The organism is Klebsiella sp. WP3-W18-ESBL-02 (assembly GCF_014168815.1).
Classification (GTDB): domain Bacteria; phylum Pseudomonadota; class Gammaproteobacteria; order Enterobacterales; family Enterobacteriaceae; genus Kluyvera; species Kluyvera ascorbata_B.
In genome coordinates this window covers 3,261,639-3,277,979 of record NZ_AP021972.1, presented here as the reverse complement: position 1 = coordinate 3,277,979, position 16,341 = coordinate 3,261,639, and the positions used below count along the sequence as shown (strand labels likewise).

At 57.5% G+C, this 16,341-nt stretch carries 12 protein-coding genes and 1 pseudogene; 11 read left to right on the top strand and 2 right to left on the bottom strand.

Annotated elements, in window-relative coordinates; genetic code table 11:
• Positions 1 to 4 precede the first annotated feature (4 nt).
• From H7R56_RS15715 to H7R56_RS15700, 4 genes and pseudogenes are all read left to right on the top strand, one after another.
• Positions 5 to 1,237: pseudogene (locus H7R56_RS15715) on the top strand (winged helix-turn-helix domain-containing protein).
• Between the two features lie 51 nt (positions 1,238 to 1,288).
• Positions 1,289 to 1,471: a protein YcaR gene (ycaR, locus tag H7R56_RS15710; RefSeq protein ID WP_106928826.1), complete on the top strand. Its 183-nt coding sequence runs from the start codon at positions 1,289 to 1,291 to the stop codon at positions 1,469 to 1,471.
• Entirely contained in the window at positions 1,468 to 2,214 is a 747-nt protein-coding gene (gene kdsB, locus H7R56_RS15705) for a 3-deoxy-manno-octulosonate cytidylyltransferase (protein ID WP_182928300.1), read from the top strand. Before ycaR ends, kdsB begins: the two co-directional genes overlap by 4 nt.
• Before the next feature lie 140 nt (positions 2,215 to 2,354).
• Entirely contained in the window at positions 2,355 to 3,248 is an 894-nt protein-coding gene (locus tag H7R56_RS15700) for a YcbJ family phosphotransferase (RefSeq protein ID WP_106928823.1), read from the top strand.
• Here H7R56_RS15700 and elyC read toward each other — a convergent pair.
• Positions 3,225 to 4,004: an envelope biogenesis factor ElyC gene (elyC, locus tag H7R56_RS15695; protein ID WP_106928821.1), complete on the bottom strand. Its 780-nt coding sequence runs from the start codon at positions 4,002 to 4,004 to the stop codon at positions 3,225 to 3,227. The two genes, H7R56_RS15700 and elyC, sit on opposite strands and share 24 nt — an antisense overlap.
• Before the next feature lie 124 nt (positions 4,005 to 4,128).
• Between elyC and cmoM the strand changes: the two genes are divergently transcribed.
• The 7 genes from cmoM (at position 4,129) to H7R56_RS15660 (ending at position 14,885) form a co-directional block, all read left to right on the top strand.
• Complete coding sequence (gene cmoM / locus H7R56_RS15690) at positions 4,129 to 4,923, top strand: tRNA uridine 5-oxyacetic acid(34) methyltransferase CmoM (RefSeq protein ID WP_106928820.1); 795 nt, start codon at positions 4,129 to 4,131, stop codon at positions 4,921 to 4,923.
• Positions 4,916 to 6,238: a chromosome partition protein MukF gene (mukF, locus tag H7R56_RS15685; protein WP_106928818.1), complete on the top strand. Its 1,323-nt coding sequence runs from the start codon at positions 4,916 to 4,918 to the stop codon at positions 6,236 to 6,238. The genes cmoM and mukF overlap by 8 nt, the downstream gene beginning before the upstream one ends.
• Entirely contained in the window at positions 6,219 to 6,923 is a 705-nt protein-coding gene (gene mukE, locus H7R56_RS15680; protein WP_106928817.1) for a chromosome partition protein MukE, read from the top strand. Before mukF ends, mukE begins: the two co-directional genes overlap by 20 nt.
• Positions 6,923 to 11,380 (top strand): chromosome partition protein MukB, encoded by a 4,458-nt coding sequence (mukB, locus tag H7R56_RS15675; protein ID WP_106928815.1) that lies wholly within the window; start codon positions 6,923 to 6,925, stop codon positions 11,378 to 11,380. The genes mukE and mukB overlap by 1 nt, the downstream gene beginning before the upstream one ends.
• 273 nt (positions 11,381 to 11,653) lie before the next feature.
• Positions 11,654 to 13,438: a L,D-transpeptidase gene (gene ldtD / locus H7R56_RS15670; protein WP_106928814.1), complete on the top strand. Its 1,785-nt coding sequence runs from the start codon at positions 11,654 to 11,656 to the stop codon at positions 13,436 to 13,438.
• Between the two features lie 183 nt (positions 13,439 to 13,621).
• Entirely contained in the window at positions 13,622 to 14,173 is a 552-nt protein-coding gene (locus tag H7R56_RS15665) for a YcbK family protein (protein ID WP_106928812.1), read from the top strand.
• Positions 14,174 to 14,237: 64 nt separating this feature from the next.
• A complete protein-coding gene (locus tag H7R56_RS15660) occupies positions 14,238 to 14,885 on the top strand; it encodes an MBL fold metallo-hydrolase (RefSeq protein ID WP_106928810.1) in 648 nt (215 codons plus the stop codon).
• A 101-nt stretch (positions 14,886 to 14,986) separates the two neighbouring features.
• On the opposite strand, the gene H7R56_RS15655 is transcribed toward H7R56_RS15660, so the two are convergent.
• Positions 14,987 to 16,177 carry an amino acid aminotransferase gene (locus H7R56_RS15655; RefSeq protein WP_106928808.1) on the bottom strand — a complete coding sequence of 397 codons (1,191 nt, stop codon included), beginning with the start codon at positions 16,175 to 16,177 and terminating at the stop codon, positions 14,987 to 14,989.
• Positions 16,178 to 16,341: the final 164 nt, after the last annotated feature.

Below are 16,341 nucleotides of genomic sequence, written 5' to 3'. Positions count from 1 at the left end.
AAGCATGACACAGCTGCAGTTAACCCTTCGCGCCGCGCGTCATCTTCACCTGGCGGCGCAGGGGCTTCTGAACCGTCCGCGCCGCCAGCCTCAAGCGGCGGATATCCTTCGTACCATCCAGCAAATGTCGCTGCTGCAAATCGATACCATTAACGTGGTCGCCCGCAGCCCCTATCTGGTGCTCTTCAGCCGTCTTGGCGCTTACCCTTCCGCATGGCTTGATGATGCGCTTGCCCGCGGCGAGCTTATGGAATACTGGGCCCACGAGGCCTGTTTCCTGCCGCGCAGCGATTTTCCGCTGGTTCGCCATCGTATGCTTGCGCCGCATAAGATGGGCTGGAAGTACCATCAAAGCTGGATGGATGAGCACGCCGACGAGATTATTGCTCTGAAGGCGCATATTGCTGAAAACGGGCCGGTACGCTCCGCCGACTTTGCGCATCCGCGTAAAGGGCAGAGCGGCTGATGGGAGTGGAAGCCGCATAAGCGCCACCTGGAAGGGCTGTTTACCGCTGGCGAAGTGATGGTGGTTGAACGCCGCAACTTTCATCGGGTTTACGATCTGACGCAACGGGTGATGCCGCAGTGGGACGATCGCCGTGATGCGCTCACGCAATCGCAGGCCGAGGCGGCGATGCTGGAAAACAGCGCCCGCAGCCTGGGTATTTTCCGCCCTCAGTGGCTGGCGGATTATTACCGGCTACGGCAGCCAGATCTCCACGCGCTGCTGGCGCAGTGGCAGGCGCTGGCGCAGGTGGTACCGGTAGAGGTTGAACAGCTCGGTGAGATGTGGGTACATCGCAGCCTTCAGCCCGCGCTGGAGCGTGCGGCGGAGGGTAAGCTGACGGCGACGCACAGTGCGGTACTGTCGCCCTTCGACCCGGTGGTCTGGGATCGAAAACGCGCCGAACAGTTTTTCAACTTCACCTACCGCCTGGAGTGCTACACGCCTGCGCCGAAGCGTCAGTACGGTTATTTTGTCCTGCCGCTGCTGCATCGCGGTGAGATTGTCGGCCGCATGGACAGCAAAATGCACCGCAGCGACGGCGTGCTGGAGATTTTCGCCCTCTATCTGGAGGCGGGCGTGCGGGTCAGCCAACATCTGGAAAAAGGCCTGACGCAGGCCATCAACGATTTTGCCCGCTGGCAGGGCGCGACGCGGGTTAAACTTGGCGCGGTAGCGGAGAAACTCTTTCTCAATCAACGCGACGGTTGGGAGATTGACGCCGACCGGTAGCGCTCTATGATATGCTGCACTGGTTTTCGATACGGCCCATCAGGAGGAATCATGGATCACCGTCTACTTGAAATTATTGCCTGCCCGGTTTGCAACGGCAAACTCTACTATAGCCAGGACAAGCAAGAACTGATTTGCAAAATTGATAATCTGGCGTTTCCCCTGCGTGACGGTATCCCCGTATTGCTGGAAAACGAAGCCCGCGTTTTAGCTGCAGAAGAGAACCGACCATGAGTTTCGTTGTGATTATTCCGGCGCGCTTTGCTTCTACGCGCCTGCCGGGCAAACCGCTGCAGGACATCAACGGCAAACCGATGATTGTGCACGTGCTGGAGCGCGCGCGCGAATCCGGTGCCGAGCGTATCATTGTCGCCACCGACCATCCCGACGTTGCAAAAGCCGTTGAAGCGGCGGGCGGGGAAGTCTGCATGACCCGCGCCGATCACCAGTCTGGTACCGAACGCCTGGCGGAAGTGGTAGAGAAGTGTGGTTTCAGCGACGACACGGTGATCGTCAACGTGCAGGGCGATGAGCCGATGATCCCGGCGGTCATTATTCGTCAGGTGGCTGAAAACCTCGCTGCCAGCCATTCCGGCATGGCGACGCTGGCGGTACCGATTCACGATGCGGAAGAAGCCTTTAACCCGAATGCGGTGAAAGTGGTGATGGACAAAGACGGCTATGCGCTTTATTTCTCCCGTGCGACCATCCCGTGGGACCGCGATCGCTTCGCCAAAAGTCGCGACGAGATTGGTGGCACCCTGCTGCGCCACATTGGTATCTATGGCTACCGCGCCGGGTTTATTCGCCGCTATGTCAACTGGGCGCCAAGCCCGCTGGAGCACATTGAGATGCTCGAGCAGCTGCGCGTGTTGTGGTACGGAGAAAAAATCCACGTTGCCGTCGCCAAAGAAGTGCCGGGGACAGGCGTTGATACGCCGGAAGATCTGGCCCGCGTTCGCGCCGAACTGAAGTAGTCCTGCCGCCCCCTTGCCACAAGGGGGCGCCTCCCGTCGGGTATTTCCTCTCTTTCTGTTGCAATTTTGATCTTGTCTGGTGAAATTCACCCTTCATATGCTCATTATGAAAGCAATGGCTTTCATAGGGGTAATCTGACATGGAACAGCTACGTGTAGAACTCAGCCATCTGTTGGGTGAATCGCTCAGCCGCGTGGAGTGCATTAATGAGCAGGCGGATACGGCGCTGTGGTCGCTGTATGATGCTGAAGGTAACCCGCTGCCGCTGCTGGCGCGCAGCTTTTCATCCCCCGGCGTGGCGCGCCAGTTGGCGTGGAAAATCTCGACTCTTGCGCGCCAGGGCACCGTACGTATGCCCGTGGTTTACGGCATCATGACCCATGAAGAACATCCCGGACCCGATGTCCTGCTGCTAGAGCGCCTGCGCGGCGTCGCCGTTGAAGCACCGACGCGCAGCCCGCAACGCTGGGATGCGCTCAAAGATCAAATTGTCGAAGCGCTGCTGGCCTGGCACCGCGTGGACAGCGCCGGCTGCGTCGGCTTTGTCGATAGCGCTCAGGAAAACAGCTGGCCACACTGGTATCGCCAGCGAATTGAAGTGCTGTGGGGGACGCTGAATCTGTACCAGAACACCGGCCTGACGATGCAGGATAAGCGGCTGCTGTTCCGCACCCGCGAATGCCTGGATACGCTTTTTGAGGACTTTAACGACAACTGCGTGTTAATCCATGGCCACCTGACGCTGCGCAGCATGCTGAAGGACTCGCGGAGTGACCAACTGTTAGCCATGGTAGGCCCGGGGCCGATTTTATGGGCCCCGCGCGAATATGAACTGTTCCGGCTGCATGAAAGCCCGCAGGCTGAACAGCTGTTGTGGCGCTATCTCCAGCGCGCGCCAGTCGCCGAGGGGTTTATGTGGCGGCGCTGGCTCTACCTGCTGTGGGACGAAGTCGACAGGCTGGTGAATACGGGTAAATTCAGCCGTGATAATGTCGATTTGGCGGCGAAATCACTGCGCCCCTGGCTTGTCTGAATCGGCTTTCAGCCATTGCCAGATACGCCCCAGCGTTTCATAGCCCACCCGGTCGCTGTGCATCAGCCACACCGGTGAGGGAATCATGCGCTCCCACGGGTTCAACGGCGAGGCGATCGCCAGCTGATTAGCCGGTGCAGGCAGCGGGTGAAGGCCCGCCTGTTGGAAGAAAATCATGGCTCGCGGCAGGTGTGATGCCGACGTCACCAGCAGGAACGGCGCCTCGCCAATGGCGGCCTTCACGGCGCTGGCTTCTTCTTCGGTGTCTTTCGGCGTATCGAGGACAATAATGGCATTGCGCGGCACCCCGAGGCTTTCGGCGACGCGCGCCCCCGCTTCGGCGGTGCTGACCGGGTTAGTCAGCGCTCGCGCCCCGGTAAAGATCAGCTTCGCTCCGGGGTTGGACTGCCACAGCCGAATGCCCTCCGCCAGGCGGGGCAGACTGTTGCTGATCAGGTTTGAACTTGGCGCCCATTCGGTATTCCACGTATACCCGCCCCCGAGTACGACCACATACTGAACCGGCTGTTCGCCGCGCCAGGTAGGATACGTATCTTCAATCGGCTTGAGCAAGCCGTCGGCCACCGGCTGGAGGCTTAGCAGGAGTAAAAAAAGCCAGCCGAGGGTAATGGCGCTTTTACCCAGCTTCTGGAAGCGGGTAAACCAGACCAGGACAATTCCTAAACCGATGAATGAAAGGAGGAGAGGCAGCGGCAGCATCATCCCGCCGATGAACTTTTTCAGCATAAAAAGCATTCTGTAGCGTACCTTTTTTAACCATCTGACCGCATGAATGCAGGGATATTACACCAGATAGCTTCATTCTCGCCGTGGGTGTGACAAAATAGACCCTTTGTGGCTGGCGAAGTAAGGACATCCCGTGCAGGATCGCAATTTCGATGACATTGCGGAAAAGTTTTCGCGCAATATATACGGCACCACTAAGGGCCAACTGCGTCAGGCTATTCTGTGGCAGGATCTTGATGCGCTGCTCGCAACCCTGGGTTCGCAGCCGCTGCGTATTCTGGACGCCGGCGGCGGGGAAGGCCAGACGGCGATCAAAATGGCGCAGCGTGGTCACCATGTGACGCTGTGCGATCTGTCTGCTGAAATGATCGCCCGGGCAAGCCAGGCAGCCAGCGACAAAGGTGTGAGCCACAACATGCATTTCATACAATGCGCGGCGCAGGACGTGGCCGGGCATTTGGAAAGCCCGGTTGATCTGATATTGTTTCACGCTGTACTGGAGTGGGTGGCTGAACCACAGGCGGTATTAAAAACGCTGTGGTCGGTGCTTCGCCCGGGCGGCGCATTATCATTAATGTTCTACAATGCAAACGGCCTGTTGATGCACAACATGGTAGCGGGCAACTTTGACTACGTCGTTGCCGGCATGCCGAAAAAGAAAAAGCGTACGCTGTCGCCGAACTATCCGCGCGACCCGCAGCAGGTCTACGGCTGGCTGGAAGAGATCGGCTGGCGCATTAACGGGAAAACCGGCGTGCGGGTGTTTCATGACTATTTGCGCGATAAGCATAAACAGCAGGACAGCTATGACATCCTGCTCGAGCTGGAAACGCGCTATTGCCGTCAGGAACCTTACGTCAGCCTGGGGCGCTACATTCATGTCACCGCGCTTAAGCCGCAGACAGAAACAAGGATAAACGATGAGTGAATTTTCCCAGACAGTCCCCGAACTGGTTGCCTGGGCCAGAAAAAATGATTTCGCCATTTCGCTACCCGTCGATAGGCTCTCATTTTTGCTGGCCGTCGCAACGCTGAACGGTGAACGGCTGGAAGGTGAAATGACGGAAGGCGAGCTGGTGGATGCGTTCCGTCACGTCAGTGATGCGTTTGAGCAAACCAGTGAAACCATCGGTACGCGTGCGAATAACGCGATTAACGATCTGGTTCGCCAGCGTCTGCTGAACCGCTTTACCAGCGAAGTCACAGAAGGAAACGCCATCTATCGTCTGACGCCGCTGGGCATTGGCATTACCGACTACTATATTCGTCAGCGCGAGTTCTCCACGCTGCGTCTGTCGATGCAGCTGTCGATCGTCGCCGGCGAACTGAAGCGAGCCGCCGATGCGGCGGAAGAGGGCGGCGATGAATTCCATTGGCACCGTAACGTCTATGCGCCGTTGAAATATTCGGTAGCGGAGATTTTCGACAGTATCGACCTCACGCAACGCATCATGGATGAACAGCAGCAATCGGTGAAAGACGATATCGCCCAGTTGCTGAATAAAGACTGGCGCGCGGCGATCTCCAGCTGTGAGCTGTTGCTGTCTGAAACCTCCGGCACCCTGCGCGAGCTGCAGGATACGCTGGACGCGGCGGGCGATAAGCTGCAGGCCAACCTGCTGCGCATTCAGGATGCCACGCTCAGCCATAACGATTTGCATTTTGTCGATCGGCTGGTGTTCGATCTGCAAAGCAAGCTCGACCGCATCGTCAGCTGGGGACAGCAGGCCATCGACCTGTGGATCGGCTACGACCGCCACGTCCACAAATTTATCCGTACCGCGATTGATATGGATAAAAACCGCGTCTTCGCTCAGCGTCTGCGCCAGTCGGTGCAGTCCTACTTTGATGCGCCGTGGGCCCTGACCTACGCCAGCGCCGATCGTCTGCTGGATATGCGCGATGAAGAGATGACGCTGCGCGACGAAGAGGTTACCGGGGAACTTCCGCCGGACTTAGAGTACGAAGAATTTAACGAAATCCGCGAACAGCTTGCCGCGCTGATTGAAGAACAGCTGGCTATCTATAAAACCAAACAGCTGCCTCTGGACCTCGGTCTGGTGGTGAAAGAGTACCTGGTACAGTATCCGCGTGCGCGGCACTTCGACGTGGCGCGTATTGTGGTGGACCAGGCGGTTCGTTTGGGCGTCGCGCAAGCAGATTTCACCGGACTGCCGGCCAAATGGCAGGCAATTAATGATTACGGAGCCAAGGTACAGGCGCATGTCATCGACAAATATTGAACAAGTGATGCCGGTTAAACTGGCACAGGCCCTGGCCAACCCCCTTTTCCCTGCGCTGGATAGCGCGCTGCGTGCCGGTCGCCACATTGGCCTGGACGAGCTCGATAACCACGCCTTTTTGATGGATTTCCAGGAATACCTGGAAGAGTTTTATGCCCGCTATAACGTTGAACTTATTCGCGCGCCCGAAGGGTTTTTCTACCTGCGCCCGCGTTCGACGACGCTGATTCCGCGTTCGGTGCTGTCCGAGCTGGACATGATGGTCGGCAAAATTCTTTGCTACCTCTACCTCAGCCCGGAGCGCCTGGCGAATGAAGGCATCTTCACCCAGCAGGAGCTGTATGACGAGCTGCTGGCGTTGGCCGACGAAGCCAAGCTGCTGAAGCTGGTTAACAACCGTTCCACCGGCTCTGACCTTGACCGTCAGAAGCTGCAGGAGAAAGTGCGCTCGTCGCTCAACCGCCTGCGCCGCCTGGGCATGGTGTGGTTTATGGGCCATGACAGCAGCAAGTTTCGCATTACCGAGTCCGTGTTCCGCTTCGGCGCCGACGTGCGCTCCGGCGACGACGCGCGCGAAGCGCAGCTGCGCATGATTCGCGACGGTGAAGCCATGGCGATTGAAAATCATCTGCAGCTCAATGACGAGAACGATGACCATCAGCAGGATAGCGGGGAGGAAGAGTAATGATCGAACGCGGTAAATTTCGTTCGCTAACGCTGATTAACTGGAACGGGTTCTTTGCCCGTACCTTCGATTTAGATGAACTGGTTACCACCCTCTCGGGCGGTAACGGGGCGGGTAAATCCACCACCATGGCGGCCTTCGTCACGGCGCTGATCCCCGATTTAACCCTGCTGCACTTCCGTAATACCACCGAAGCGGGCGCGACCAGCGGTTCACGCGATAAAGGCCTGCACGGTAAACTGAAGGCGGGCGTCTGCTACTCCGTGCTGGACGTCATGAACTCGCGCCACCAGCGCGTGGTGGTGGGCGTGCGTCTGCAGCAGGTCGCGGGACGCGACCGTAAAGTCGACATCAAGCCGTTCGCCATTCAGGGGCTGCCGACCTCTATCCAGCCGACCCAACTGCTGACCGAGACGCTCAACGAGCGACAGGCGCGCGTGCTGACGCTGCAGGAGCTGAAAGATAAGCTCGAAGCCATCGAAGGCGTGCAGTTCAAGCAGTTCAACTCGATCACCGACTACCATGCGCTGATGTTTGATTTGGGCATCGTCGCGCGCCGCCTGCGTTCTGCAGCCGACCGTAGCAAGTTCTATCGTTTGATTGAGGCCTCGCTGTATGGCGGGATCTCCAGCGCCATTACCCGCTCGCTGCGTGACTACCTGCTGCCGGAAAACAGCGGCGTGCGTAAAGCCTTCCAGGATATGGAAGCGGCGCTGCGCGAAAACCGCATGACGCTGGAGGCGATTCGCGTTACTCAGTCTGACCGCGACCTGTTTAAGCACCTGATCTCGGAAGCGACCGACTACGTGGCCGCTGACTATATGCGCCACGCCAACGAGCGCCGGGTGCATCTGGATAAGGCGCTGGAGTATCGCCGCGAGCTGTTCACCTCCCGCTCGCAGCTGGCCGCGGAGCAGTACAAGCACGTCGAGATGGCGCGTGAGCTACAGGAGCACAACGGTGCGGAAGGCGATCTCGAAGCCGATCACCAGGCTGCCAGCGACCATCTCAACCTGGTGCAGACCGCACTGCGTCAGCAGGAAAAAATTGAACGCTATGAAGCGGACTTAGACGAGCTGCAAATTCGTCTGGAAGAACAGAACGAAGTGGTCGCGGAAGCTGCCGAAAAGCAGGAAGAAAACGAAGCCCGCGCCGAAGCCGCCGAACTGGAAGTGGATGAGCTGAAAAGCCAGCTTGCCGATTACCAGCAGGCGCTGGACGTACAGCAAACGCGCGCGATTCAGTACACCCAGGCCCTCCAGGCGCTGGAACGAGCAAAAGAACTGTGCCACCTGCCGGACCTAACGCCGGAAAGCGCCGGTGAATGGCTGGAAACCTTCCAGGCCAAAGAGCAGGAAGCGACGGAAAAACTGCTGTCGCTCGAGCAAAAAATGAGCGTGGCTGAAACGGCGCACAGTCAGTTTGAGCAAGCTTACCAACTGGTGGCGGCCATCAACGGTCCGCTGGCGCGTAATGAAGCCTGGGACGTGGCACGAGAGCTGCTGCGCGACGGCGTGAATCAGCGCCATCTGGCAGAACAGGCGCAGCCGCTGCGCAGCCGTCTGAATGAGCTGGAACAGCGTCTGCGTGAACAGCAGGAGGCTGAGCGCCTGCTCGCTGACTTCTGTAAACGCCAGGGTAAACAGTACGATATTGACGATCTGGAAAACCTGCATCACGAGCTGGAAGCGCGTATTTCTGCGCTGAGCGACAGCGTCACCGACGCTCGCGAGCAGCGGTTGCAGCTGCGCCAGGAGCAGGAACAGCTGCAATCGCGGATCTCCGCGTTGATGCACCGTGCGCCGGTATGGCTGGCGGCGCAGAACAGCCTGAGCCAGCTGTGCGAGCAGAGCGGTGAACAGTTTGAGTCCAGCCAGGACGTGACCGAATATCTCCAGCAACTGCTGGAGCGTGAGCGTGAAGCGATCGTTGAACGCGACGAAGTGGGGGCGCGTAAGCGTGCCGTTGACGACGAAATTGAGCGTTTAAGCCAGCCGGGCGGTTCTGAGGACCCACGTTTGAACGCGCTCGCAGAACGTTTTGGCGGCGTGCTGCTGTCAGAAATTTACGACGACGTTAGCCTGGAGGATGCGCCGTACTTCTCCGCGCTGTACGGCCCGTCTCGACACGCTATCGTGGTGCCGGATCTGTCGCAGATCGCCGAGTATCTGGAAGGGCTGGAAGATTGCCCGGAAGATCTCTATCTCATTGAGGGGGATCCGCAGTCCTTTGATGACAGCGTATTCAGCGTCGATGAGCTGGAAAAAGCGGTGGTGGTGAAAATTGCCGATCGCCAGTGGCGCTACTCGCGCTTCCCGTCGCTGCCGCTGTTTGGTCGCGCGGCGCGCGAAAGCCGCATTGAAAGCCTGCATGCCGAGCGTGAAGTGCTGTCTGAGCGTTTCGCGACCCTGTCGTTTGACGTCCAGAAGACCCAGCGTCTGCACCAGGCGTTCAGCCGCTTTATCGGTAGTCATCTGTCGGTGGCGTTTGACGATGACCCGGAAGCAGAAATTCGTAAGCTGAATACTCGTCGCAACGAGCTGGAGCGTGCGCTCAGCAGCCACGAAAGCGATAACCAGCAGCAGCAGGTGCAGTACGAACAGGCAAAAGAGGGCGTTGCGCTGCTTAACCGCATCCTGCCGCGCCTGAGCCTGCTGGCCGATGAAACGCTGGCCGACCGCGTGGATGAAATTCAGGAGCGTCTGGATGAAGCGCAGGAAGCCGCGCGCTTTATTCAGCAGCACGGTAACCAACTGGCGAAGCTCGAGCCGATGGTCTCTGTACTACAGAGCGACCCGGAGCAGTTTGAACAACTGAAAGAAGACTATGCCTGGTCACAGCAGGTGCAGCGCGAAGCGCGTCAGCAGGCGTTTGCCCTGACGGAAGTCGTGCAGCGTCGCGCCCACTTTGGCTACTCCGACTCGGCGGAAATGCTGAGCGGCAATAGCGACCTGAACGAAAAACTGCGTGAGCGTCTGGCGCAGGCGGAAAGCGAGCGTAGCCGCGCGCGTGAAGCCATGCGTAGCCACGCCGCCCAGGTGAGTCAGTACAGCCAGGTACTGGCATCGCTGAAAAGCTCTTATGACACCAAGAAAGAGCTGCTCAACGATCTGTATAAAGAGCTGAAAGACATTGGCGTGCGCGCCGATGCGGGTGCCGAAGAGCGCGCGCGTATTCGCCGTGACGAGCTGCATGCGCAGTTGAGTAACAACCGCGCGCGTCGTAACCAGTTGGAAAAAGCGCTGACCTTCTGCGAAGCGGAGATGGATAACCTGACCCGCAGGCTGCGCAAGCTGGAGCGTGATTACCTCGAAATGCGCGAGCAGGTGGTGAGCGCGAAAGCGGGCTGGTGCGCGGTGATGCGTCTGGTGAAAGACAATAACGTCGAACGTCGTTTGCACCGTCGCGAGCTGGCCTATCTCTCCGCTGACGATCTGCGCTCGATGTCGGATAAGGCGCTGGGTGCGCTGCGTCTGGCGGTGGCGGATAACGAACATCTGCGCGATGTGCTGCGCATGTCGGAAGATCCGAAGCGTCCGGAGCGTAAGATTCAGTTCTTCGTCGCGGTGTACCAGCATCTGCGCGAACGTATCCGTCAGGATATTATTCGCACCGACGACCCGGTTGAAGCCATCGAGCAGATGGAAATTGAGCTGAGCCGTCTGACCGAAGAGCTGACCAATCGCGAGCAGAAGCTGGCCATCAGCTCCCGCAGCGTAGCGAACATTATCCGTAAAACCATCCAGCGCGAGCAGAACCGTATTCGCCAGCTGAACCAGGGCTTGCAGAGCGTGTCGTTTGGCCAGGTCAACAGCGTGCGTCTGAATGTGAACGTACGCGAAACCCACTCAATGCTGCTGGATGTGTTGTCAGAACAGCATGAACAGCATCAGGATCTGTTCAACAGCAACCGTCTGACCTTCTCGGAAGCGTTGGCGAAGCTGTACCAGCGCCTGAACCCGCAGATCGACATGGGGCAGCGTACGCCGCAGACTATCGGTGAAGAACTGCTCGACTACCGTAGCTATCTGGAGATGGAAGTTGAGGTTAACCGTGGTTCCGACGGCTGGCTGCGCGCGGAGTCCGGTGCGCTGTCCACCGGTGAAGCGATCGGTACCGGGATGTCGATTCTGGTGATGGTGGTACAGAGCTGGGAAGATGAAGCGCGGCGTTTGCGCGGTAAAGATTTGTCACCGTGTCGACTCCTGTTCCTCGATGAAGCCGCACGTCTGGATGCGCGTTCTATCGCCACGCTGTTCGAACTGTGTGAACGACTGGAAATGCAGCTTATCATCGCGGCGCCGGAAAACATCAGCCCGGAAAAAGGCACCACCTACAAGCTGGTACGTAAAGTGGTGAATAACCATGAACACGTCCACGTGGTAGGGCTGCGCGGCTTTGCCGCCCAGTTGCCGGAAACGCTGCCGGGTACCGCCGAGGCGTCACCGGCCGGATAACATTACCGGATGGCGGTTTTGCCTTATCCGGCTGACAGGTATCGGACTGTGTAGGCCTGATAAGCGTAGCGCCATCAGGCAGGCCGTCCCGGAAGTTTGAAAACGGAATGAAGGGCGACAGCGATGTCGCCCTTTTTGTTTTCTGCTTTTGGCCGCTAGCGCGTTATTATCTTTAGACTTCTTTACATTTGAGCGGGCAAAAAAGTTTTTGTCTTTATATACTGAAGGTAAGCCCACGTTAGGGGTCTTCGTATATTTAACAGGGGGCAAGGGATGTTGCTGAAAAAAGAAAATGGTCGTCGTTTGTCAGCCGTGAGTTTGTGTCTGGCTATGACGTTTGCTCCACTGTTTACTGCCTTTGCGGACGAGCCTGAATTGGTTCCTTCTGACAGTACCGCAACGCCAGCAGACCAGTCGCCGGTGCTTCTGCACCCTGGCGCCCAATCGCCCGCAATGGCGAGCCTCACCGGTGCGCAACCGCTGGCCGAAGGGACGGCAGCAAAAAGCCGCGCCGAGCTTCTTGCCACGCTGCCTTCTGGCTACCAACCCGTCTATCTCAACCCGCTGGTGACGCTGTATGCCGCCCGCGAAATGAAGCCCATGTGGGAAAATCGCGAGGCGGTGCGCGCCTTCCAGCAGCAGTTGGCGGAGGTAGCGATTGCCGGTTTTCAGCCGCAGTTTACCCGCTGGGTTGAGCTGCTGACCGATCCCAGCGTCAACGGCATGGCGCGTGATGTGGTGCTTTCCGATGCGCTGATGGGCTATCTGCACTTTATCAGCGGTATCCCGGTACAGGGCAACCGCTGGCTGTATAGCGCTAAGCCGTATGCGCTGGCGACACCGCCGCTGTCGGTGATGAATCAATGGCAGCTCGCGTTGGACAACGGTTCGCTGCCGCAGTTTATTGCCGAGCTGGCACCCCAGCATCCGCAGTATGCAACGATGCATCAGGCGCTGTTGGCGCTAACCGGCGACGCGCGCCCGTGGCCGAAGCTGACCTCAACGGCGTCGCTGCGTCCAGGGCAGTGGAGCAGCGACGTGCCAGCGCTGCGCGAAATCCTCCAGCGTAACGGTATGCTGGATAACGGCCCGGCGATTGCGCTGCCGGGCGATAATGTCGGTAAAACGAAAAAAACGGCGAAGAGCGGACCGCAGGCCTACGACCGTCAGCTGGTGGAGGCGGTGAAGCGCTTTCAGGCCGCTCAGGGGCTGGGGGCCGATGGAGTTATTGGAGCATCCACCCGGGACTGGCTGAACGTTTCCTCTGCTGAACGTGCCGGCGTGCTGGCGCTGAACATTCAGCGTTTGCGTCTGCTGCCGGGGAAAGTATCAACCGGCATTATGGTGAATATTCCGGCCTATTCGCTGGTGTACTACCTCAACGGCAGCGAAGCGCTGGCTTCGCGGGTGATTGTGGGCCGCCCCGATCGCAAAACGCCGATGATGAGCAGCGCACTGAATAACGTGGTGGTTAACCCGCCATGGAACGTGCCGCCGACGCTGGCGCGTAACGATATTCTGCCGAAACTGCGCAACGACCCGGGCTACCTTGAACGGCATAACTACACCGTGCTACGCGGCTGGAACAGCAAAGAAACCATCGATCCGTGGCGGGTTGACTGGTCTACCATCACGCCGTCAAATCTGCCGTTCCGCTTCCAGCAGGCGCCGGGAGAACACAATTCTCTGGGGCGCTATAAGTTTAATATGCCAAGCTCCGACGCCATTTATCTGCATGATACGCCTAACCATAATCTGTTCCAGAAAGATGTGCGGGCATTAAGTTCGGGCTGCGTGCGGGTAAATAAGGCCTCCGATCTGGCAAATATGTTGCTGCAGGATGCGGGCTGGAATGACGCGCGAATTTCTGATGCGCTGAAGGGCGGGAATACGCGATACGTGAATATCCGGCAGAATATTCCGGTTAATCTCTATTATCTGACCGCCTTTGTCGGCGCTGATGGTCAGACACAATATCGAACAGATATTTACAATTACGATATCACCGCGCGATCGGGTGCACAGATTTTGCCAAAAGCGGAACAATTGATCAGATAAATGAAGTAGTTCAGGTAATGTAGTTGTCGAACTAAAAGCGCAGATGCCAGCCCCGCAGGTCCAGGGCTGGCGGCTCTGCGCGGTAGGCCGCCTTGACGCTGGCTTTCATGCCCGGTAAGGTGCTTAACGTGCGCCAGAAGTGCATATATTTCGATTACATTACTGACTGTAGACCTGATTATCATGGACAAATTTGACGCTAATCGCCGCAAGCTGCTGGCGTTAGGTGGGGTTGCGCTCGGCGCTGCCGCCATCTTGCCCACGCCTGCGTTTGCAACCCTCTCGACCCCACGTCCGCGTATTTTAACGCTGAATAACCTGCATACAGGTGAGTTGATAAAAGCCGAGTTTTTTGACGGCCGAGGCTATATTCAGGATGAATTAGCAAAACTGAACCATTTTTTCCGTGACTATCGCGCGAATAAAATAAAGAGTATCGATCCTTCTTTGTTCGATCAGCTTTATCGCCTTCAGGGATTATTAGGAACAAATAAACCTGTGCAATTAATCTCCGGGTATCGTTCTATTGATACCAATACCGAGCTCAGAGCGCACAGCCGTGGGGTGGCTAAAAATAGCTATCACACGAAAGGTCAGGCAATGGATTTCCATATCGAAGGCGTTTCATTGAGTAATATACGCAAAGCCGCGTTATCTATGCGCGCAGGTGGTGTAGGATATTACCCACGAAGCAACTTTGTGCATATTGATACCGGTCCGGTCCGGCACTGGTAGCTCTACGCCAATCGTTCAGGCACATTGATGCGTTTGAACGGTGACGAGCCTAAACAGGAGCAACATGAATTATCGTATTATTCCGGTGACTGCGTTCGCGCAAAACTGTTCATTGATCTGGTGTGAGCAAACCAAACTGGCGGCGCTGGTCGATCCGGGCGGTGATGCTGAAACTATCAAGCAGCAGGTTGCTGAAGCGGGCGTAACGTTGCAGCAAATTTTGCTGACCCATGGTCATCTTGACCATGTGGGCGCGGCGGCCGAGCTGGCGCAGCACTACGGTGTGCCGATTATCGGGCCGGAAAAAGAAGATGAGTTCTGGTTGCAGGGGCTACCTGCGCAAAGCCGGATGTTTGGCCTTGACGACTGTCAGCCGTTAACGCCGGACCGCTGGCTGAACGAAGGTGATGTGGTTAGCGTTGGTAACGTGAAGCTGCAGGTGTTGCATTGTCCGGGGCATACGCCGGGGCACGTGGTCTTCTTCGATGACCAGGCGCGTTTGCTGATCTCTGGCGATGTTCTGTTTAAGGGCGGCGTTGGGCGCAGTGATTTTCCGCGTGGCGACCACACGCAGCTGATTGATGCTATCAAGCGTAAACTGCTGCCGCTGGGCGACGACGTGAAGTTTATTGCGGGCCACGGGCCGATGTCGACACTGGGCTATGAACGGCAGCACAACCCGTTCCTGCAGGATGAACTTCCTGTCTGGTAAGTGATAATAAAAAAGGCCGCGAATGCGGCCTTTTTACTTTCTGGTGACGTCTGCAAGACATAGCCGAATGGCGGCGTAAACGCCTCATCCGGCCTACGCGGTTACAGCACGGCGACGATGGCTTCGCACAGCGGCGCCATGTTGTCCGGCGTCATGCCTGCCACGTTGATGCGCCCGGAAGCGACGGCATAGATACCAAACTCTTCACGCAGACGCAGCACCTGATCTTTGGTCAGGCCACTGAATGAGAACATCCCGTTCTGTTTGGTGATGAAGGTGAAGTCGCGGCTCGCGCCTTTTTCCTGCAGCGTGTTCACAAACAGCAGACGCATGCGCTGAATGCGCTGGCGCATATCGGTCAGCTCTTGTTCCCAGATGGCGCGCAGCGCGTCGTTGCTGAGAATGGTCGCCACCACGGAGGCACCGTGAGCCGGCGGGTTAGAGTAGTTGGCGCGGATAACGGCTTTCATCTGGCTGAAGGCGCGATCGGCGGTATCGGCATCGGCGGTCACCAGGGTGCAGGCGCCAACGCGTTCGTTATACAGGCCGAAGTTTTTCGAGTAAGAGCTCGCGACGATCAGCTCTTTATGCAGCGCGGCGAACGCGCGAAGACCTTCAGCATCTTCTTCCAGACCGCGGGCGAAGCCCTGGTAGGCGAAGTCGAACAGCGGCAGCCAGCCTTTTTCGATGGACAGGGTAGCCAACTGCTGCCACTGCTCCAGCGTAGGATCGATGCCGGTTGGGTTATGGCAGCAGCCGTGGAACAGCACTACGTCACCGGCCTGAGCGTCGCTCAGGCTTGCCAGCAGGCCGTCAAAGTTGAGGGCGTGTTTTTCGGCGTCATAGTAATCATATTCGCGTACTTCGAGGCCAGCAGCGCCGAAGACGCTTTTGTGGTTCGGCCAGCTCGGGTTGCTTACCCAAACGCGCTTCACGTCAGTGTTTTTTGCGAGGAAGTCCGCCGCTACGCGCAGGGCGCCGGTACCGCCAGGCGTCTGAGCGGTGCGCGCACGTTTATCGCTGATGATGCTGTTGCCTTTGCCGAACAGCAGCTCCTGCGTGCAGCGGCCAAACTCAGGAATACCATCAATACCGAGATAGTTTTTGGTTGTTTCATTCTCCAGCAGATACTGCTCAGCTTTTTTAACGCTGGTCAGCACCGGCGTCTTGCCGGTTTCATCTTTATAAACACCAATCCCGAGATTGATTTTTCCCGGGCGTTCGTCGGCGCGAAACAGATCGGCCAGGCCCAGAATCGGGTCGGCAGGGGCGGCGGTAATGTTCTCAAACATGACGAGGTTCCATTAATAAGTTCTGGGGAAATCCGCTATCAGGTTAACGGCAGATTTACAAAATGCCAACCGTTAGAGACTAAAAGCGCGAAGCTTTTCAAAAGTTGCGATCTTCCTCTCTTGAACGCAAAAAAGCAGGACCGAAGTCCTGCTTTTGAGGCATA

Coding starts and splice junctions, on each gene's coding strand:
- ycaR (WP_106928826.1), top strand. CDS start 1,289: ATGGATCACCGTCTACTTGAAATTATTGCCTGCCCGGTTTGCAACGGC.
- kdsB (WP_182928300.1), top strand. CDS start 1,468: ATGAGTTTCGTTGTGATTATTCCGGCGCGCTTTGCTTCTACGCGCCTG.
- H7R56_RS15700 (WP_106928823.1), top strand. CDS start 2,355: ATGGAACAGCTACGTGTAGAACTCAGCCATCTGTTGGGTGAATCGCTC.
- elyC (WP_106928821.1), bottom strand. CDS start 4,004: ATGCTTTTTATGCTGAAAAAGTTCATCGGCGGGATGATGCTGCCGCTG.
- mukF (WP_106928818.1), top strand. CDS start 4,916: ATGAGTGAATTTTCCCAGACAGTCCCCGAACTGGTTGCCTGGGCCAGA.
- mukE (WP_106928817.1), top strand. CDS start 6,219: ATGTCATCGACAAATATTGAACAAGTGATGCCGGTTAAACTGGCACAG.
- mukB (WP_106928815.1), top strand. CDS start 6,923: ATGATCGAACGCGGTAAATTTCGTTCGCTAACGCTGATTAACTGGAAC.
- ldtD (WP_106928814.1), top strand. CDS start 11,654: ATGTTGCTGAAAAAAGAAAATGGTCGTCGTTTGTCAGCCGTGAGTTTG.
- H7R56_RS15665 (WP_106928812.1), top strand. CDS start 13,622: ATGGACAAATTTGACGCTAATCGCCGCAAGCTGCTGGCGTTAGGTGGG.
- H7R56_RS15660 (WP_106928810.1), top strand. CDS start 14,238: ATGAATTATCGTATTATTCCGGTGACTGCGTTCGCGCAAAACTGTTCA.
- H7R56_RS15655 (WP_106928808.1), bottom strand. CDS start 16,177: ATGTTTGAGAACATTACCGCCGCCCCTGCCGACCCGATTCTGGGCCTG.